Source organism: Acetobacter lambici, assembly GCF_011516885.1.
Taxonomy (GTDB): domain Bacteria; phylum Pseudomonadota; class Alphaproteobacteria; order Acetobacterales; family Acetobacteraceae; genus Acetobacter; species Acetobacter lambici.
On record NZ_WOTD01000037.1, the window covers coordinates 1 to 20,485 of the forward strand.

General features: G+C 51.3%; 15 protein-coding genes and 1 pseudogene. 12 read left to right on the forward strand and 4 right to left on the reverse strand.

All coding sequences use genetic code 11. The annotated features are described in order from the left end of the window. Positions 1–148 precede the first annotated feature (148 nt). The 3 genes and pseudogenes from GOB86_RS12250 (at position 149) to GOB86_RS16425 (ending at position 4,106) form a co-directional block, all read left to right on the forward strand. Complete coding sequence (locus GOB86_RS12250) at positions 149–2,473, forward strand: EAL domain-containing protein (protein WP_242012655.1); 2,325 nt, start codon at positions 149–151, stop codon at positions 2,471–2,473. Between the two features lie 131 nt (positions 2,474–2,604). Further along, positions 2,605–2,814, forward strand: a pseudogene (locus GOB86_RS16530) (protoglobin domain-containing protein); the annotation flags it as partial. Between the two features lie 59 nt (positions 2,815–2,873). Next, the gene (locus GOB86_RS16425) at positions 2,874–4,106 is read left to right on the forward strand and encodes a methyl-accepting chemotaxis protein (protein ID WP_253544257.1); all 1,233 of its coding nucleotides are present in this window, start codon (positions 2,874–2,876) and stop codon (positions 4,104–4,106) included. A gap of 88 nt (positions 4,107–4,194) precedes the next feature. Here the strand turns inward: GOB86_RS16425 and GOB86_RS12265 are convergent, their stop codons facing one another. Then, complete coding sequence (locus tag GOB86_RS12265; protein WP_194301195.1) at positions 4,195–5,178, reverse strand: transporter; 984 nt, start codon at positions 5,176–5,178, stop codon at positions 4,195–4,197. A 268-nt stretch (positions 5,179–5,446) separates the two neighbouring features. Between GOB86_RS12265 and aspT the strand changes: the two genes are divergently transcribed. From aspT to GOB86_RS12300, 7 genes are all read left to right on the forward strand, one after another. Further along, positions 5,447–7,120 carry an aspartate-alanine antiporter gene (gene aspT, locus GOB86_RS12270; RefSeq protein WP_242012656.1) on the forward strand — a complete coding sequence of 558 codons (1,674 nt, stop codon included), beginning with the start codon at positions 5,447–5,449 and terminating at the stop codon, positions 7,118–7,120. 33 nt (positions 7,121–7,153) lie between these two features. Continuing rightward, complete coding sequence (locus GOB86_RS12275; RefSeq protein ID WP_165992699.1) at positions 7,154–8,746, forward strand: bifunctional aspartate transaminase/aspartate 4-decarboxylase; 1,593 nt, start codon at positions 7,154–7,156, stop codon at positions 8,744–8,746. Positions 8,747–9,265: 519 nt separating this feature from the next. Continuing rightward, complete coding sequence (gene fdnG / locus GOB86_RS12280) at positions 9,266–12,319, forward strand: formate dehydrogenase-N subunit alpha (RefSeq protein WP_165992701.1); 3,054 nt, start codon at positions 9,266–9,268, stop codon at positions 12,317–12,319. 9 nt (positions 12,320–12,328) lie between these two features. After that, positions 12,329–13,264 (forward strand): formate dehydrogenase subunit beta, encoded by a 936-nt coding sequence (fdxH, locus tag GOB86_RS12285; RefSeq protein WP_165992703.1) that lies wholly within the window; start codon positions 12,329–12,331, stop codon positions 13,262–13,264. Beyond that, positions 13,264–13,917, forward strand: a complete 654-nt coding sequence (locus GOB86_RS12290; RefSeq protein ID WP_165992705.1) for a formate dehydrogenase subunit gamma — start codon at positions 13,264–13,266, stop codon at positions 13,915–13,917. The genes fdxH and GOB86_RS12290 overlap by 1 nt, the downstream gene beginning before the upstream one ends. Beyond that, a complete protein-coding gene (gene fdhE, locus GOB86_RS12295) occupies positions 13,917–14,834 on the forward strand; it encodes a formate dehydrogenase accessory protein FdhE (RefSeq protein WP_165992707.1) in 918 nt (305 codons plus the stop codon). The genes GOB86_RS12290 and fdhE overlap by 1 nt, the downstream gene beginning before the upstream one ends. Positions 14,835–14,853: 19 nt before the next feature. Continuing rightward, positions 14,854–16,116 (forward strand): molybdopterin molybdotransferase MoeA, encoded by a 1,263-nt coding sequence (locus GOB86_RS12300; RefSeq protein ID WP_253544253.1) that lies wholly within the window; start codon positions 14,854–14,856, stop codon positions 16,114–16,116. Positions 16,117–16,129: 13 nt separating this feature from the next. On the opposite strand, the gene mobB is transcribed toward GOB86_RS12300, so the two are convergent. Next, the gene (gene mobB, locus GOB86_RS12305) at positions 16,130–16,663 is read right to left on the reverse strand and encodes a molybdopterin-guanine dinucleotide biosynthesis protein B (RefSeq protein ID WP_165992722.1); all 534 of its coding nucleotides are present in this window, start codon (positions 16,661–16,663) and stop codon (positions 16,130–16,132) included. A gap of 100 nt (positions 16,664–16,763) precedes the next feature. On the opposite strand from mobB, the gene mobA reads away from it, so the two are divergent. Together mobA and fdhD are read left to right on the forward strand one after the other, a co-directional pair. Further along, entirely contained in the window at positions 16,764–17,402 is a 639-nt protein-coding gene (mobA, locus tag GOB86_RS12310; protein WP_165992709.1) for a molybdenum cofactor guanylyltransferase, read from the forward strand. After that, positions 17,362–18,225, forward strand: a complete 864-nt coding sequence (fdhD, locus tag GOB86_RS12315; protein WP_165992711.1) for a formate dehydrogenase accessory sulfurtransferase FdhD — start codon at positions 17,362–17,364, stop codon at positions 18,223–18,225. Before mobA ends, fdhD begins: the two co-directional genes overlap by 41 nt. Positions 18,226–18,263: 38 nt before the next feature. On the opposite strand, the gene GOB86_RS12320 is transcribed toward fdhD, so the two are convergent. Both GOB86_RS12320 and GOB86_RS12325 read right to left on the reverse strand, forming a co-directional pair. Continuing rightward, positions 18,264–19,376 (reverse strand): SMP-30/gluconolactonase/LRE family protein, encoded by a 1,113-nt coding sequence (locus tag GOB86_RS12320; RefSeq protein WP_253632045.1) that lies wholly within the window; start codon positions 19,374–19,376, stop codon positions 18,264–18,266. Between the two features lie 112 nt (positions 19,377–19,488). After that, positions 19,489–20,322 (reverse strand): amidohydrolase family protein, encoded by an 834-nt coding sequence (locus tag GOB86_RS12325; RefSeq protein ID WP_253544251.1) that lies wholly within the window; start codon positions 20,320–20,322, stop codon positions 19,489–19,491. Between the last annotated feature and the right edge of the window lie 163 nt (positions 20,323–20,485).

A 20,485-nucleotide genomic window follows, 5' to 3' on the forward strand; every position in this document is an offset into this window, starting at 1 on the left:
TACTGCGCGCGGGTGATTTCAGTCCAGGCCATCTTGATCTCATCAGGTTATCGCAAACCCATGAATCATAATCCACTGAAATCACTCAACTCATTTTCGGTCAGACACTTACACACTTATAAAGTTTTGAGGGGCGTCATTATGCCAGATGACCAAACCTCGATTTGTTCACCGCAAGGACCATGCTTGCGGACTAGTAATCGCAATGAGGTCACACGGCTACAATCTTACCAAAATAACGCCTTCGCCCTGCAACACTGCATATCCTAGACGCATTCAAGGCCTAACAATGCTCACATCAAACTCTTCGACACTGTCAAACGATACGACATTATATTTTGATATGCTTGAGCAGGCCGCAGACGGTGTTGTTATCATTGACCAGCTTAATCACATTGTTTTTTTCAATACTGCGGCCGAACAACTATGGGGCTGTTCCGCCTTGGATGTCATTGGCAAGAACGTTAATTGCCTTGTGCCGCTTGAACAGCGCGCACAGCATGACGGCTATATTAACCACAACAGAAACACGGGCGTTAATCATATAGTCGGCACCTCGCGGGAGGTCGTGTTCACACGCACTAATGGCGATTATGTTGCGGCTGAAATGTCCATCTCAACAGCTATTATTGGTCCAGACAAACAGCGCTACTATATGGCTTTCCTTAAAGGTGTGACCGAAGAGAGCCATCGCAGAAAAATATTAGACCTCCAGAACCGTGTTTTCCATGAACTCTCTGGGGAGTCTCCAGAGCAGGACATTGCAGACATGCTCTGCGCAGAGGCTGAACAGCTTGTCCCCAATAGTGTAGCTGTTCTTTTACAGGTGAACTCTGAACAAAACCTTGAGATTCTCTCCGGCGAGGGGCTGTCGCGCAGAAAAATAGCAATGCTTATGCGCATTGTATTGACTGAAGCCGATATAGCCGCACTCACGCTCGCTCCCGAAGAAGCTCGCGCGATTGTCTGGAACACCGACGCCGGTAGCGGGTACGAAAGCGAATTTCTGGACTGCTGGGCTTCGGCTATCTGCAACGGGGCAGGGGAGTTGATAGGCATTTTTGCCCTGTATTCGCGGAATCGGGATAAAATAACCAACTGGCCTCAAAAAATTGTCGCAGGTTGCGTTCCGTCTTGCGCGGCCATTATTGAGCGGGGAAAAACCCGTCAGCAATTGAGTCGTCTGGACCGTTATGACGCACTAACCGGCCTGCTGAACCGCAACGCCGTGACGACAATCCTGAAGGAAATGACCCTTCAGGCCGCCAATGCCCCATTTGCCTTGCTCGTGCTGGATGTTGACCTGTTTCAGGATATCAACAACCTCATTGGGTATGATAAAGGCGACGCCCTGCTCCAAACAATGGCACAGCGCCTGACCGGGCAATGCCGCAGCAACTTTATCACCGGCCGGTTGGGCGGGGATGACTTTGTAGTCATCATTCCCAACGGTGATCATGATATCGCCAATACCTTTGCAGACAGCCTGACGGCGGCAATGCGCGAACCGGTTGTGATCAATAGTCAGGAAATCATTATTTCGCTGAGCATTGGTATCAGCCTGTACCCTGATGATGACCTTGAGATTGAGCATATTCTGAACCGGGCCGAAATGGCCATGCTCGAAGCCAAGAAAACCGCGCGGAAGAGCTTCCGGCTTCTGGGAAGCATTGCGAATGATGATGTAAGGGCGCGTGTTATTATTGGATCGGCCTTGCGCAAGGCCATTCAGGATTCCGAACTGGAGTTGTTCTACCAACCCCAGATCAGCATCAAAAATAACATGCTATATGGGGTGGAAGCCCTTTCCCGCTGGCATCATCCCACCTTGGGCACCATTCCTCCCTCACGTTTTATTCCAATCGCGGAAGAAACAGCCCAGATCGAAGCTATTGGCCTCCGGTCTTTGGAGGAAGCATGCCTGCAGATTGTCAAATGGGATAAAATCGGCCTGCATGTTCCTATCGTCAGCGTGAACCTTTCGGCTGCGCATTTCAGCAATCCCAGCCTGATGGAACAAATTGCCAATCTGCTGGCACGTTACAACCTTGCAGCTAACCGCCTGACGATTGAAATAACAGAAGGTGGTATGATGCAGCAGAATACAGAGACCATGACAACACTGACTGCTTTACGAGAAATCGGTGTCGGTCTGTCTCTGGATGACTTTGGAACGGGCTTTTCCTCTCTCTCGCGTATTTCACATCTGCCGCTGACAGAAATTAAAATTGACCGGAGCTTTATCATCAATTTTGAAAAAGACGTCAGTTCCCTGATCGTTACTGAAGCCGCAATCAATATCGGGAAAAGACTAGGCGTGCATGTTGTAACCGAAGGCGTGGAAGACACATTCCAAGAAGCGCGCCTTAGGACCATGGGGTGTGATGTCATGCAGGGATATCTGTTTGCCCGCCCCATGCCGCCAACTGATTTATTGCATTGGGTGCAGAGCCACCCGGCCTTTACGCCATAGCAATGACGTAAAGAGCATCTAGTCTACAGCATTAAAAGACTTATTCTAAATCATTCAGAATATCTTCTGGGCGGGAGGGCATTCCCGGCCAGAAGACACAACCACAGATAAACAGATGTAGGAGAAGAAAAATGAATAGCATCTCTACCGAAATAAGACATTCACAAAACCGTGCGCAGGATTTTGCGGATCTGGAATATCGCCGCAAGTTCATGAAACTGACGGATAAGGATTGCGCCTCCATTCGTCTGATCAAGGACATTATTGATCGTGAACTCCCTGTTGCGTTGGATATTTTTTACGAGCAGGTTCGAAAAACACCAGAAACAAGCGCGTTTTTTCCGACTGAAGCAAAAAAACTGCACATGCAAAAAATGCCCAGCAGCAGCACTGGAAAAATATTTCCTCCGCAAATTTCGATCAGAAATATGCGGAAAAGGTTCATACTATTGGTAGTGTGCATGCACGGATTGGCCTGGAACCCCGTTGGTACATTGGCGGCTACGCCATTGTTATGGATCATCTGATCCGCAGCGTTATTACCGACCTGACCCCCAAGACAGGCTTGTTTGCAAAAAAAGCAACCATTTCCACTGAAGAAATGGGCGAAGCCATTGCAAGCCTGTACACGGCTGTGATGCTTGAAATGGATCTGACTATTTCCGTGTATTTGGAAGAAGCTGAAAAAGCTCGTCAAAAATCACGCGATGAAGTGATTCATAAAGAACAGACGTTTGTGGCTGATAGCTTTGGCATTATTCTGAGCGAAGTTGCGGAACGCAACCTGTCGCAGAAAATGGATAAAGAACTCCCTGCCGCTTACGTTCCATTGCGCGACAACCTGAATGGTGCCATTGAATCCCTGCGTGAAACACTGGGAATTGTGAACGACACGACAGAGACCATTGACATTACGGCCGGTGAAATTAACAGCGCCGCGCAGGATCTGGCACATAGAACCGAACAGCAGGCTGTCTCGGTTGAAAAAACCGCCGCCGCAGTGGAACAGATTACCGCAACCGTTACATCTACCGCTGCACGTGTGACCGAAGCCAATACATTTGTTAACAACTGCCAGAGCATTACCGAACAGTTTGGCGTGATGATCAACCGCGCTACGGCTGCGATGTCCGAGATCGAACGGTCGTCCGAAGCTATCAGTAAAATTACAAACGTTATGTCCAACATAGCGATCCAGACCAACCTGCTTGCACTGAATACTGGCGTTGAAGCTGCACGAGCAGGTGAAGCAGGGAGCGGCTTCCGTGTTCTGGCGCAGGAAATTCGTGATCTGGCCAACCGTGCAGGCAATGCCTCCAAAGAAGTCAAGGAACTTGTGGAAACATCTCGCGGGCAGGTTCTGTCCGGTGTTTCCATTATGGAGGAGGCAGGGCACGCCATTAGCACAATTATTTCTAGCGTGGCCGATATTGGCGATCACCTGAAAGCTATAGCTGAGGCGGCATCTGAGCAGGCCACGGCATTGCAGGAAGTCAATAACGCCGTATCGATCATTGACCAGGGTACTCGCCAGAATGCCGCAATGGTGGAAGAAACTTCAGCAGCAAGTTCAGGCATGGCCCAGCAAGCACGCCAGCTTAAAGGATTGCTGAATGAATTCACCTTGGTGTAATTCATAAGCGGGCTGGATAAAATTCAGGCATCTCATCTTTCCGGTGAGATGCCTTTTTTATTGACCCCAAATGCTGTCTTTACAATACTTAGTACACCATATTGACAGCGAACTGCGGCGAAACTTTTACACCTGTATTATGACCCGCATAGTAGATTGCAGAACCAACAATCACCCCAAATCGGGGGGGCCAGCTATACTCTACAGCAGGGGCAATCTGCCAATCCCCGTTACTGGCTGCAATCCGGTCAACATGCTTACCGTGCCCATCCGTGCCCCAGACACGAGAACCATTAGCCCAGTCACGCGCCAGATCCATAGCCAAAACCCAAGACTGGTTAAGCCCATATTCTAAAGAAAAACCACTTTGGCCACTCATCCCCGGACGGCCGCGGCCATGAAACCCAGTACCTGTTCCGTAACTGGTCACATCTTCCAAATGAGTAGAGGCGAGAGCGTGCCGGAACCACCCCCATGTCCGCAGGCGTAGAGCATGATTCCCGTTTACTACATATGTGGACTGTTCCGTAATGGCCATACGAAAAACATAAGCTCCCGTACCATTACTATCCTGCTTATTCTGTAACTTATTATAATCCCCTGTTGGAAAATACACTCCAGCGAAAAGATTAAACGCCGGAATATATTTTTTGGGATCCGGGTCTATAAATCGCCAGACCATATCTACAGGAAAATCGCCAAATTTTGGGCCAGAAGAATGCCCCTGACCTCGCTCCCAGCCGTAATTAACCACAGTATGTGCCTGAATACTTAGGTGGTCAGTAATGCCATACTTCCACATGGTAGAATTACTAAATGTCTGCTGCCGCGGATGCTGTGGGTGGCTAGTCCCATCTGGGCCAAAACGGCCTATGGGCTGTGTATAGCTATAATATGGTTCAACCCCCAAAAGACCAGCGTGGGCCTCGGCCCCAGAAGGGGAAACCAAAGAACCGGTGTACCATTGACCATCAACGGCATAAGCTGAACTTGAGCATAAAGTCAGAGCAATACTCGATGCGGCAAAAAAATACTGATAATTCATTTTTTTAATTTTATTTGTATTTATCATTTTTTTCTTTCATTGCCGCATACAATAAATAGATTTGAGAAGCCAACCGTGTAGCATCAACAAACGAAAAAATCCATACAATATAGAAATAAGTATATGTATAAAATCATATTATATTTTATAATAGTATCGTAACAATCCGATTTAACAACTATTGGTTTTTATTTATTTACAGAGATCAAAAGAGTCACTTGACATTACGTTGCGTTACAACAGAGATATAGGCTTTAAAAACCAGAGAAGCGAAGCTCCTATCTGCATGGAAATAATGATTTTTGTTAAGGCACTTCTAAATTCCTGCCCAGAAATTGCACTCTTTCTGGCTATTGCTATTGGCTACGGCATAGGAAAAATCCGCTTTGGTTCGTTCCAGCTTGGTGGGGTAGCAGGGTCTCTGCTTGCGGCCGTGGCTATCAGCCAGATTGGTATTCACATTGATTCCGGCATTAAGGTTGTGCTGTTTGCGCTCTTTATTTATGCCGTCGGTTTTCAGAGCGGTCCGCAGTTTTTTCGTTCGCTGGGCCGGCAATCCATGCGCGAAGTACTCATGGCTGTTGTGCTGGCCATTAGTGGCTTACTGACTGTTGTGACAGTTGCCCGTATTTTCCATCTGGATAAAGGTCTGGCAGCAGGTATTGCTGCAGGTGGGCTGACGCAATCAGCCATTATTGGTACAGCCAGTTCCGCTTTGGAAAAAATGGGACTTCCACTGGCTCAGGTTCAACAGATGCAGGGGAACGTTGCTGTTGGTTATGCTGTAACCTACATTTTTGGCTCACTTGGCCCCATTATCCTCTGTGTCAACGTCCTGCCTTGGTTGACCAAACGCGGTATCCGTGAAGATGCACTAAAGGCTGAAGCCGCCCAGATGGGAGGCGTTCACATCTATGCTGATGGTGAACAGCCTGCGTTACCAGAACTTGTTGGGCGTGTTTTTACCGTCGGGCAGGCAGGACTGGCTGTTCATCAGATTGAAACCCCCACCGTTACGGTGGAGCAGATACGCCGCAAAGGCAGCACACTCGGCCTGACACCAGATACACAGCTTGCTATTGGGGATGAGGTTCTACTGTTCGGGCACCGGGCAGGGGTTATGGAAGCCGGGCAGGTTCTGGGCACAGAAGTCCGTAATGCCGAAGGCATGGACGTCACCATGGTCCGTCGTGACATTTGCCTGACCAACAAAGTATTTTTTGGTAAAACGCTAGCTGAATGTGTGCAAATGCTGGCGGCCTCCGCACGGCATGGTGCCCACCTTATAGGCGTTAGCCGTGACGGCAAACCCGTTACAATCAATGCGGACCTACGTGCTGTGTCAGGCGATATCGTATCGCTTTATGGCACCAGTCAGGACGTGCAGCGGGTAGCAACCCAGTTGGGACCGATCCTGACCAAAAGCATTAAAACTGATCTGGTGTTCCATGGCTTTGGTCTGGTTCTGGGCCTGTTAATGGGCCTGATCGTCATTCGTATGGGCTCTGTACCACTCACTCTGGGGAGCGGCGGTGGTGCCTTGTTATCCGGGCTTTTGTTCGGTTGGTATCAAAGCAAGCACAGCACAAAAGGAAACATGCCTTTGGCCTCTTCCTCCCTGCTGGTGGATCTGGGGCTTTCTGGCTTTGTTGCTGTCACGGGCCTGCAAACTGGGCAGCAGGCCGTGGCAACCATTATCGAACATGGTGTTACAGTTTTCATGCTCGGTGTTGTTGTCACCCTTGTGCCGCTTGTTCTGACCATGCTGTTCGGACGCTACGTGCTCCGTTACGACAATACAGCCGTTTTTGCCGGCGCGTTGGCAGGCTCGCGCAGCGCCAACCCAGCCTTTGGGGAGGTCCTTAACAAAGCCGGCAATTCCGTTCCTACAACTCCCTTTGCCATTACCTATGCCGTGGCAAACGTGCTGCTGACCCTTCTAGGGCCTTTGGTCGTGGCTTTTTCCTGATCCTGTTTTGCACATTACGAGAGCGAGAACACGATGGCTATTGATTACGCAAAATTCAAAAACCTTAGCCCCTTTGAGCTAAAGGATGAACTCATCCGTCTGGCATCCAGCCGCACGGACCGGGCCATGCTCAATGCTGGCCGCGGCAACCCTAATTTTCTGGCAACACTGCCCCGTTCCGCTTTTTTCCATCTGGGCCAATTTGCGGTTTCTGAATCTGAGCTATCTTTTTCCTACATGACAGCAGGCGTTGGCGGTCAGGCCCGCGTGGAGGGGATTGAGGAAAGATTTGAACGTTTCCTCTCCGAAAACCGTGACAAAAACGGAATCTTCTTCCTTGGTCGGGCATTGAGCTACGTGCGCGATCAGATGGGCCTTTCCGCTTCGGCCTTCCTGCATGAAATGGTCGAAGGCATTCTAGGGTGCAATTACCCGACCCCGCCTCGCATGCTGAGCATGAGCGAGCAGATTGCAGGCCAGTACGTCCTGCGTGAAATGGTTGGGAGTTCGCTGCCGGTTGAAAGCACGGATTTTTTTGCCACAGAAGGCGGCACTGCCGCCATGGCCTATATTTTTAATACACTCAAACAGAATGGTCTGGTCAAAAAAGGGGATAAGGTCGCCATTGGCCTGCCTGTCTTTTCACCGTACATCGAAATTCCACAACTGGAAGAATACGGACTGGAAGTTGTTTCCATTCACGCCGACCCGGATATGAACTGGCAGTATCCCACGGCTGAACTGGAAAAACTGAAAGACCCCGCTGTTAAGATTTTCTTCTGCGTCAATCCCAGCAACCCACCATCCGTCAAAATGGATGATGCCTCTCTGGAACTGATTGCCTCAATTGTTAAAAACGATCGTCCCGACCTGATGATCCTGACGGATGATGTTTATGGCACATTCGCCGATGACTTCCGCTCGCTCTATGCAGTGTGTCCGGCCAATACCATTCTGGTTTATTCCTTCTCCAAATATTTTGGAGCAACTGGCTGGCGTCTGGGTGTTATTGGTGTTCATAAAGACAATGCCATTGACGGCTTGCTCCGCGCCCTTCCTGGCAGCACACAAAAAGCTCTTGGTCGCCGTTACTCAAGCCTGACGACGGATCCCGGGGCACTCAAGTTCATTGACCGTCTCGTGGCTGATAGCCGGGCCGTAGCCCTGAACCACACAGCAGGTCTTTCCACCCCCCAACAGGTACAAATGGTGCTGTTCGCACTCTTTGCTCTGATGGACGAAACCGGTCATTACAAGGCGTCACTCAAGGCCGTTATCCGTCGCAGGGAAGCAACGCTTTACCGCGAGCTTGGCGTTCAACCCAAAGAAGACGCGAATGCCGTCGATTACTATACGCTTATTGATCTGGAGACAGTTGCGCGTGACCTTTATGGCAAAAAGTTCGCCAAATGGATGGTCAAACGTGCCAGCACAGGCGAAATGCTGTTTCGCATAGCGGATGAGACTGGCATTGTTCTGTTGCCCGGTGAAGGCTTTGGCGTGCAAAAACCAGCAGCCCGTGCATCTTTGGCAAACCTGAGCGAATACCAGTATGCCGCCATTGGCCGCTCTTTGCGTAAAATGGCAGATGAATATTATCAGGAATTTTTAAAAGCCGACGCATAAGACCTTACGAGGATAATCGGGCGTTTAAACTCGCCTGATTACCCTCATAATCTGTTGCTTTATCAATGGTGTGGGGCAAAGAATGGCTCCACACCATTTTTCTATAAACCAGACACTCCCTTGGTTTACACCTGAACAATCAATTACTTACGCGTTTATTAAAACAATTTATAGAAACCAAAAGACATTCCATCTTAACTTGAGCATTCTCAGTTAACAGTAGGATATCCCCCTCCAATCAAGCGGGCGTTCGGCCTGATCAACTGATAAAGTATAATTCAAGCATGGATTAAGGGATGTCTATATACCGATAAATACAGACATCCCTTGTATTCAGCCGTCTCAGGTCCACACGGCCATTTCTGTATGCATTTATGCAACAGTCGTGCGGATTTATGCATAAAATATTAAATATTTGGTTAGATGGCACTGAAATGTGATCCGGATCAATGCTCGAAACCGCGAACTCTATATATGAGTTGTGTATTACTATTTCTTTACAAAACCGGGATGGTTCAGATGGCTCTGGGGCGCAGAGAGTTTTTAAAGGGTGCGGGCACATGCGTAGGGGGAGCCAGCGCCATCGCCCTTGGTTTTGCCCCTCCACAGGCTTTTGCGCAAGAAACACGGCAGTACAAATTACTGCGCGCAAAGGAAACACGGAACAATTGCACATACTGTTCCGTGGGTTGTGGATTGCTCATGTATTCTCTGGGGGATGGCGCAAAAAATGCCAAGCCCAGTATTTTTCATATCGAAGGTGACCCCGACCATCCCGTAAGCCGTGGCTCCCTATGTCCGAAAGGGGCAGGGCTGGTCGACTTTATTCACAGCGAAGGTCGCCTGCATTATCCGTCCTACCGGGCTCCTGGAAGCAAGGAGTGGACACGGATCAGTTGGGAAGACGCCACTGACCGGATTGCCCGCCTCCTCAAAGACGACCGCGATAAAAATTTTATAGAAAAAAACGAAAAAGGCGAAACCGTTAATCGCTGGCTCAGCACCGGCATGCTTGCCTCTTCCGCCGCAAGTAATGAAACAGGGCTGCTGGACTTCAAGTTCGCACGGTCTTTGGGCATACTGGCACTGGACTGTCAGGCCCGGCTTTGTCATGGCCCCACCGTCTCCGCTCTTGCGCCCACACTTGGCCGTGGCGCAATGACCAACAACTGGGTAGACATTAAAAACGCCAATGTCGTGCTGATTATGGGTGGCAACCCGGCCGAAGCACACCCTGTTGGCTTTAAATGGGTCATGGAAGCCAAAATCCGCAATGGCGCGAAGGTTATGGTTGTAGACCCGCGCTTCAACCGCAGTGCCGCAGTGGCCGATTTTTATGCACCTATCCGTGCAGGATCAGATGGCGCTTTTTTGCTGGGGGTCATCAACTACCTTCTTACACATGATAAAATCCAGCATGAATACGTTAAGTCCTATACCAACGCACCTTTTGTCGTGCGCGAAGACTTTAGTTTTCATGAAGGACTTTTTAGCGGGTATGACGCGGAAAAGCGGAGCTACGATAAATCTTCGTGGGCTTATGATCGCGATGCCCAAGGCTATGCGGTTGTTGACCCAACATTGCAAAACCCGCGTTGCGTTATCAATCTGCTGCGCGAGCATGCCGCGCGTTATACGCCTGAAGTTGTGGCGCAGATTACAGGCACGCCCGAACAAGACTTTCTGCATGTCTGCGAAACTCTGGCCGCCACCAGCGCACCTGATCTGACTTCCACCATCCTGTTCGCGCTCGGCTGGACACACCACACCAACGGCACACAGATTATACGCACAGCCGCCATGATCCAGCTTCTGCTGGGTAATGTTGGTATGCCAGGCGGCGGCCTGAACGCCCTGCGTGGGCATTCGAATATTCAGGGCTACACGGACCTTGGTCTGCTCTCGCTCCGTCTTCCGGGTTACATGAACCTCCCCAAGGACAGCCAGCAGACGCTGGATGGCTATTTGCAGGCCGTTACTCCCCACGCAGATGAACCCGGGCAGGTCAACTACTGGCACAACACGCCCAAGTTCTTTGTCAGCCTGATGAAAACATTGTGGGGCGACCACGCAACTCCCGCAAACAACTGGGGTTACGACTGGTTGCCAAAATGGGACCGCAGCTACGATATGCTGGCCTATTTTGAAATGATGCATCAGGGTAAAGTTAACGGTTACATTGCGCAGGGCTTCAACCCTCTGGCCGCCATGCCCGACAAAAACCGCATGCGCGATGCCCTGTCCAAACTGCGCTTTCTGGTCACTATGGACCCGCTGGATACGGAAACATCCAACTTCTGGCAGAACGAGGGCACCTTTAATGATGTCCGATCTGAAGATATTCAAACAGAAGTCTTCCGGCTGCCCGCATCCTGCTTTGCGGAGGAAAACGGTTCTATCGTCAATTCCGCACGCTGGTTGCAGTGGCACTTTGAAGGGGCCAGACCACCGGGAGATGCGTGGAACGATGGGCACATTATAGGCACCATCTTTACCAAGCTCCGCGCTCTGTACGCAAAGGAAGGGGGCGTTTGCCCCGAACCTGTGCTGAACATGCAGTGGAATTACAAAGACCCCGAAGACCCCACGCCAGAGGAAGTCGCCAAGGAGGCCAACGGGTATGCGCTGGCCGACATAACAGACGACAAAGGCCATGTTGTCGTGCGTAGGGGCGAACTGCTGCCTGATTTTTCGGTTATGAAGGATGATGGCAGTACAGCCAGCTACTGCTGGATTTTTGCTGGCTCATGGACCGAGGCAGGCAACCAGATGGCCCGCCGTGACAACACCGATACAGGTCTGGGCACAACACCCGGCTGGGCGTGGGCATGGCCTGCAAACCGCCGTATTCTGTACAATCGCGCCTCTCTGGATGTGCAGGGGCGTCCATGGGACCCCAAACGACAGATCATTGCATGGGACGGGCAACGTTGGGGCGGAGGCGATGTGCCAGACTACCCCGTAACATCCCCCCCAAACAGCGGGGTGGGGCCATTTATTATGCACAGCGAGGGTGTCGGTCTTCTGTTTGCCGGTGGGGACAAACTGGCTGATGGACCGTTCCCCGAGCATTATGAACCGACCGAAACCCCGGTTCTGGCCTCGGCATTGGGTAAAACTGCGCTCAGAAACCCGGCCGCGCGCTTTTACGCGGACGAAAAACCTCGTATGGGTGACCCAGCCCAATACCCCTATGTGGCAACAACCTATTCCATTACTGAGTTGTTCCGGCACTGGACCAAGCATTCCAGACTGAACGCCATCATGCAGCCTGAACAGTTTGTCGAAATTGGGGACAAGCTGGCAGGCAAGCTCGGCATCAACGCCGGGGACATGGTGCGTGTTTCCTCCCACCGTGGGTATATCGAGGCCAAGGCTGTGGTCACCAAACGACTCAAACGACTGAATGTCATGGGCAAGGACCTCGATCAGGTTGGCGTGCCCTGCCACTGGGGCTTCAAAGGGGCCACCCGCAAGGGCTATCTGGCCAATACGCTTACTCCAGCCATTGGGGATGCCAATTCCCAAACGCCTGAGTTTAAAGCTTTTCTTGTTAATGTTGAGAAAGTCTGAGGTGCGCTGATGGGTATGCAGTCACAAGACATTATCCGCCGTTCCGCCACCAACGGACTGACACCACTGCCGCAAGCCCGCAGCCATGAGTTGGAAGTGGCCAAGCTGATTGACGTCTCCCTTTGCACAGGATGCAAAGGGTGTCAGGTCGCCTGTTCTGAATGGAACGACCTGCGTGATGAGGTCGGGCATAACGTAGGGGTATATGACAACCCTGCCAACCTGTCCCCCGAGACATGGACCGTCATCCGCTTTGATGAGAGAGAGGACGAAGCTGGCAAGCTGGAATGGCTTTTGCGCAAAGAGGGCTGCATGCACTGTGAGGAGCCGGGCTGCCTGAAAGCCTGCCCAAGCCCAGGTGCGATCTTGCAGTTTGCCAATGGCATTGTCGATTTTCAGTCCGAGCAATGCATTGGCTGCGGTTACTGCATTGCCGGTTGTCCGTTTGATATTCCTCGTATCAGCCAGAAAGATAACCGAGCCTATAAATGCACGCTTTGCGCAGACCGGGTGGCCGTGGGGCAGGAACCTGCCTGTGTCAAAACCTGCCCGACAGGTGCCATCTCTTTCGGCTCCAAAGCCGAGATGAAAGACCTTGCCGCCACACGGGTTGAAGAACTCAAGGGGCGGGGGCATGACGGGGCAGGGCTCTATGACCCTGCCGGGGTTGGGGGCACGCATGTTATGTACGTTCTCACACATGCAGACCAGCCCAGCCTGTACCACCGTCTGCCAGATGACCCGCATATCAGCCCCGTAGTGCGGGGTTGGAAGGAATGGCTGAAACCCGTTGGAGCGCTGGGCTTTATCGCCACTCTGGCCGGAGCCTTTGTCCATTATATGGGGGTAGGCGCGAACACGACGGACGAAACACCCCCGACTGAGCCGGAAAAAGAACTCGAAGATGCGGGACAGGGCCCGAATGAAGACGGGAGGGATGCGTAATGGATAACAGCAATCTGGTCTTACGTACCAAGCTTATAGACCGTATGTTCCACTGGAGCATGGTTTCGTGCTTCACGCTGGTCGCTCTTTCCGGACTTTCATGGTTTTTCCCGAGCCTGAACTGGCTTGGATACGTGCTTGGCCCGCCGCAGCTTGCACGGGTTCTGCATCCCTTTTTGGGTATTGCTGTTTTTGGCCTGCTTATGTGCATGTTTGTCCGTTTTGTGCACCACAACCTTTTCGTCCGTACGGACCTGACGTGGTTTAAGCACATTGTGGACGTGCTACTGAACAAACACGGACAAAAACTTCAGATTGGCAAATACAACGCGGGGCAAAAAATTCTGTTCTGGGGAATCATGTCCCTCATCAGCCTTTTATTTGTCAGCGGCTTAATGATCTGGCGTGCATACTTTGCCGCTCTTTTTCCAATTCCTGTTCTGCGGCTGGCACTTTTAGCTCATTCGGTAGCAGGTCTTGCCCTTATTCTGCTGGTTATCGGGCATATTTACATGGGTATATGGGTCCGTGGCTCCATTGGCGGGATGATCAGTGGTTATGTGTCACGCGCATGGACTCGCCAGCACCATGACCGCTGGTATGAGGAGGAAGTCGCCCCGACCAAACCCCTTCCTTCCAAAAGGCATGGCTGATGCTGACACCGTCCGACATTGTTGCTCCGGATAAACGCACGCCCGGCGTTATGGCAATTGATCCAACTATTTTTCCCATGTTGGATTCACTTTATGCACGCCGCATTAAACGGTTAAACGCACAGGCTCAGTTGCAGGAAGAAAACGGAGATTACTTTCGCTTTCTCACAAAACTGGTGCAGACCCAGCAGCAGATTCTGGCACAAGCCCCGCTTGATCAAGCGGAAGCTACGGCCATTCATGCGCTGCTCAAACATGGTCCTGACGACGCACAACTACAACCCGGGCTTGCCAGCATACAAAGCTGGCAGGTTGCCTATGCAACTCTGGCAAAGCAGCTTGCTCCCATGCTCCCACACGATATGGGGCAAATACTGAGCGATCTATCCACCGACAAAACTCAGCTCGTCAGCACTGCCGCCCATCTTTTACGCTCGGACTACCAGCAGGTTAACGCTGGTGTTTCTGTTGTTGTATGGGCAGCACTTTCCTCCTGCTGGGCTCAGGCCGTTGCTCTCCGACAGGACGCAGCCATTGCGCACTCCGCTGCACAGGCCGTCTGTTGCCCCTGCTGCCATGCACCACCCGTTGCCAGTCTGGTACTTGGGGGGGCGCGTGAGGGAATACGGTACCTGCAATGCAGCCTGTGCGAAGTGCGCTGGCATAGGGTCCGCGCTGTTTGTGTTGACTGTGGCGCCAGCGGGAAAATTGACCACTGGACGCTGGATGACGCCAAATCCGCCATCCAGATCGAAACCTGTGGTGATTGCAAAAGCTACATTAAAACATTCCGTCTGGATTATGACCCCGAGCTGGAAGCCGTGGCGGATGATCTGGGTAGTCTGTCTTTGGACAAAGCCATGGAGGAAGAGGGCTTTATGCGCATTGGTATAAGCCCGTTTTCTTTCCCTTTGTAACAATGTCATGGACTGTAGTGTGCATTTACCTCGACCATCGGCCGTTATTGGACATACGCCCGCCCCATCAATGGTGGAGTATGAGCAGGCACAATCCATTTTATCGGCCCTGATCAAAACACTACCTGTTCCAGAAGTTGAATATATTCCCGTCAGTCAGGCGGATGGTCGTATTCTGGCTCGCGATTTGTATGCGCTCTCTCCTCGGCCGGAAGCTGATATTTCCGCCATGGATGGATATGCTTTTTGCTGTGCAGACATTCCCGATACCAGCGTACACACCACGGCCATTCCCTTACGGGACTATGTTGTCGCTGGAGACCAGCCCGAACCGCACCAGAAGGGAACAGCCGCAACAATTCTGACAGGCGCGCGCCTACCAGCAGGTGCTAACTGCGTTATTGCGCGTGAACGGGTGCAGATAAGCAATGGCATGCTCCAGCTAACTCCATCTGACATCGCGGTAGGCAAAAATATACGGCTGACTGGGGAGGAATTTTCGGCAGGTGCCCTGCTATATGCCGCCCGACAAAAACTTGACTGGCGGCATATTGCGTTGTTGGTCAGCCAGAATGTAAAACAGGTAGCTGTTTACAAACCGTGCCGGGTCGGTGTTGTGGCGAGTGGTGCAGAATTTGCCCCAAATGCTCCAGATTGCCGGGCGGAAATTAACACCCCCATCCTTCAGGCAATGCTGCAAAGCAGGGGAGTGCATGTTCTAAGCCGCGTGGTTGGTTCTGATAGTCAGCAGGAACTGCTCGAAGCCATAACCGAACTGGCGGCTCACTCTGACATTCTTATAACAACTGGCGGAATATCCGTTGGTCAGACGGATAATGTCTTGCCCGTTATGGAACGTCTTGGAGCATCCTGCGTGTTCCGACGGGTGAAAATTCGACCGGGCAAACCGTTTACTCTTATGTTACTGGGGCAAAAACCCGTTTTTTGTCTACCCGGAAATCCGGGAGCTACGGCCATATGCGCCCAATTTTTTGTTCTGCCATTCCTCCGTTTGTTTATGGGGTTTAAACCGGAGTTGAGTGCGTCTGCCCTTATTGGCGGCAGAAGCAACTTTGCATTTACTCCCGCACCGGATGCAACATGCTTTGTGCCCGTTACTTATGCACAAAGTGGCAAGGAAGGTGTTTTTTCCCTTGTGCCATCACAAGGTGCATCTGACATCCTCTGTTTTTCCCGCGCGGATGGAATCTTGCGCATTCCTGCTGGGCATAATCTGCAAGTTGGTGACTGGTGCTACGCAAATCCATTTCACCCTGTATAAACAGCACAACACTCTATTGTTCAGTTGGTGTCCATATAAAAGCATGCTTTTGGATATAATTTGCAATAGACCGTGTATCATTCACAGATAAAAAGATGTTTTTATCCGAACCGTTATGTATAGACGGATTATCCGTCGCAACGGCCTGAATATGGGGCGTATTTGGAAATAGTGGTTCTTTGCCCGTTACAGGTCGCCAGACTTCCAGACTGGCGGGCACATCGGCATGAAAACCCTCAACCAGAATCAGATCAACCGGTTGCATGGCGTTTACCAGATCATTCAGCTTTGGTGGGGCGGCACTCTGGTGCTGCAAAACCCAACGCGCTGGCGTCGCCAACATGACTTCGGCTGCGCCACTTTCTCTATGACAGAATGTATCTTTCCCCGGCATGTCCATATCCACACCATGATGGGTATGCTTGATTGTGGAAACACTCAGCCCCTGCTGGCAAAAAAATGGGATAAGACGGCTAATAAGATGCGTTTTACCAGACCCGCTACGCCCGATAACGCCAAAAATCCGTTGTTTGCGATAAAGAGGCATAAAGGACTGACTAACCCATGCTGCATTAAAAGGGAGCCGTTGATTTTTAATCAGACTCACGCACAATGACCAGCACAAACAGGTAGAGACATATCTTATCATGCAGCACACCTCAAAAATCGCGGGGCTGGTCCTAGCGGGCGGGCAGGGAAGGCGGATGCATTATGCCGACAAGGCATTTATGGAGATCGACCAGAAGCCCTGTATAGACTGGGTGATTGCCAGCCTAAAAAAAGAGTGTGCGGGCATTGCCATAAGTGCCAATGGCGATGCACAAAGATTTAAGGCATGGAATTACCCCGTACTGGCCGATACACAATGCAATGTAGGACCACTTGCAGGGTTACTGAGTGGGCTGGAATGGGCCGAGGCAGCAGGATTTGACGCCTTGATCAGTGTGCCAGTCGATACCCCATTTATTCCAGACAATCTGGTCAGCACTTTACTGCCTGCACCGTCTTATGCCGTTTATGCGGAGCAACGCCACTCTCTGGTTGCATTATGGCCTGTTGCACCTGCCCGTGCGCTATTAGCCGCACAACTTGCAGGCATAACGGAGCAGAACAAAAAACAGAACACGCGTGTCTGCACTCTGGCCTATGCTTTGAATGCCCGTGCCGTTGATTTTGCTCCTTTATGCTCTTTTGACCCATTCCTGAATATTAATACACCACAAGATCTGGCCGAGGTGCGTACTCATGGACAAACTCTGGCACGGAGCAACAACTGTGGAGCATGAGCATTCAACGTTCGCCATTTCAACACCCTGCCGTGCAGAGCGGATTGTCTGGAAAAATTCAGATACCCACGCAACAACAATAACTGAACACACACTGCATCTGGCTGAAGAAGTGCCATTGGCATTAGTCTATAATAGTATTGAATATGCGGTTATGATGGTTACGCCGCATAGTATTATTGATTTTGCCATTGGCTTTTCCATGACGGAAGGCATTATAAAAAATATCTCTGAAATCAGGAATATTTCCATATCGCCTGTTCCCGGAGGATTGAAAGCTGACCTCCGGATAAGTGCAGATGCACTCCGCACGGTTCTAGCGCGCAGCCGTCGCCCGATAGCAGGCCGCACCAGTTGTGGCATTTGTGGTGCAGACATGAACAGCGTTGTCACTCGTGTTCAGAACACTGTGCAGGCTTATACCCCCGATTTATCGGCCATACGCAGCGCGTTAGCGTGCCTGCGGGACCACCAGACGTTGAATGCTGGAATAGGCATGCTCCATGCCGCAGCATGGTGTGATACCAATGGTAATATCACCTCAATTCGGGAAGACGTGGGACGGCACAATGCTCTGGACAAGCTGATTGGTCATGGCCTGCAAACTTCTAAGGATTTTACGGATGGGTTCTGCCTGATCACCAGCCGCTGTTCCTACGAAATGGCAAGCAAAGCCATTGCTGCTGGCACGCGAATGCTTGTCTCGCTCTCCGCTCCCACGGCATATGCACTCAGAACAGCGCAACAGGCGGGGCTTACGCTTGTTTCCCCCGCCCGGGCGGATAATATTTGTATTCTTCCTTCAATACCTCAAAACACATGAACTCAACACAATGTTTTCTTTTACACCAACAGTCTACATCAATGCGCAGGGGGCGCTGTAATTGGTATTCTCGCAACCAAAAAGGGAGCTTTGCGCATATCCACTCCATTATGCAGGCGGGGCAGGCGGCTCCATTGTCCTAACACAACATAAACCGCATGCTGGTCAGCAAAAATACCATCTGGCCAGACAAACCGTGGATCGGACGCTATTAGGTCAAAAGTGCCATCCGGGTTACGGCGGAACACGGCATCATGGTCAGCCGCAGTTGTGTAAATACGGTTCCATGCGTCAGTCGCCAATCCGTCCGCAGCACCTTTTTCTCCCTCATCCACTACCAGAGATGCCAGTTGAGCGGAACTGACATTAAAATCAGCCAGTTTGTCTGTTGGCAGGCTATATAAACGGCGACTAGCCAATGGCGCGTAATAGACACGCCCCGAATCAACCGACAGGGTAATTCCGTCCGCTCCGCCTGCGGGAAAAGTCGGGTGTGCAGGGTCGTAGTGCAGTACCCGCCCATCCAATACTGTCTGGTATCCGGCATCTGGCAGAACGGAGACTGTGTTCTCCAGAACGCGACGCTGCTGTCCAGTGGCAAGGTCCAGCACGACCAGAGCTGGGTGCCCATCAAACGAACTATCCGTGACATAGGCCATACCCTTTGCGCCATGTGTCAGGTCCACGCGCAGATCGTTCATATGGCTTTGGGGGAGTAGCGCATTGGTTAAAGGAACATTGGCAATAATCTGCCCTGTTGCGGGGTTGATTCCTACAACTTTGGCACCACCGGCAGGTATGGGCTGTCCTTTGACCTTACCATCATCAATAACCCACAGATTTCCCTGCGTGTCTGTGGTCAGCCCATGGGGAGAAATCAGGTGCGATTGAGGAGCACCGTCTGACGAAGCTGAAAATGCCGCTGAAGGAAAAGGGATCAGCCGCCCATCTTTCCACTCCGCCAGAACGGGGCCGGTATGGTCCCCATCATGCTTAGGAAATGTGAGGAACAGCCGCCCATCCACAACGGCAACGCCGGATGGGTCTGGCGCCGCTATGCTGGCAACAATCTGGACTTGTCCATTACGACCAAAAGCAGGATCATTATTGTTTGTTATGGGAGCAGCGCGCACTTGCACAATGCTCAGCATTCCAGCCAAAAGGCCGGCGGTTAGTAAGGTCGTCCCAATTTTATACATACCTACCCTCACAATGTCCGTTCTGGTCAAAGTGCAACATCACTGTTCTACCGCTCAAAACTACTCAGGGGGCGTTCTGCTGCGTTTTAACGGGTATGGGGCCCGCCACGACTGAACCATTCGCCCATGTTTCCACCACGCGGTCGACGTTGGAAATTGTGTTTGCGGGATTGCCTGCAACAACCAGCAGGTCAGCCCTTTTGCCCGCTGCAATCACCCCTCGGTCATGCAGGTCCAGCAAGGTTGCGGCTTCCTGTGTGGCAATATGCAGCGCCTGAAGGGGCGTCAGACCTGCCTGAACCATCAAGGCCAACTCCCGATGTTCCGCAACACCGGGAACCCGCAGCGGAGTTGCCCCGCTATCCGTACCAAATCCTATTTTTACGCCCGCATTCCAGAGTATTTTCAGATTTTGCAGGTTTGTAGCAAGGGATGTGCGCGCAAATGTGGCCTTACTGCCTGTTCTATTTTCCTGCTGCCATGCTGGATTATTAATCTGCTGCTGCAAAGGGACGGACAACCCAGCCACAACAAACGGAGTTTTGACCCATGCAGGCTGGTCGGCCCATGCGGTCGTTGCCTCATCCAGTTCCAGCGTAGCAATATACCAGATACCCCGATCCTTGAGTGTTGCTACAAATGACGGCGGAACAGGCTTGTCGCGCACACCATGCGCCAGAATATCAACCCCGGTTGTTACAACACGTTCAGCATCATCCAGATCATGAATATGGGCTGCAACACGTAAGTGTTTCTCGTGCGCTTCATCCACAACAGCCTTTATGATGGCTGGATCCATTTTGACGGGAAGGGAATGGTCAAAGTCGTCTACCCATATTTTAACCAGATCGGTTCCTTCGGCCGCCATTGCGTCCACGTCCTGCCGGGCCTCTTCCACCGTACGGGGCCTGAAGAGTTGATCTGGCGCAACGTTAACGGGCGGAGCCCCTTTAGTGTCTGACCGAAAATGAGTTGAGTGATTTCAGTGGATTATGATTCATGGGTTTGCGATAACCTGATGAGATCAAGATGGCCTGGACTGAAATCACCCGCGCGCAGTA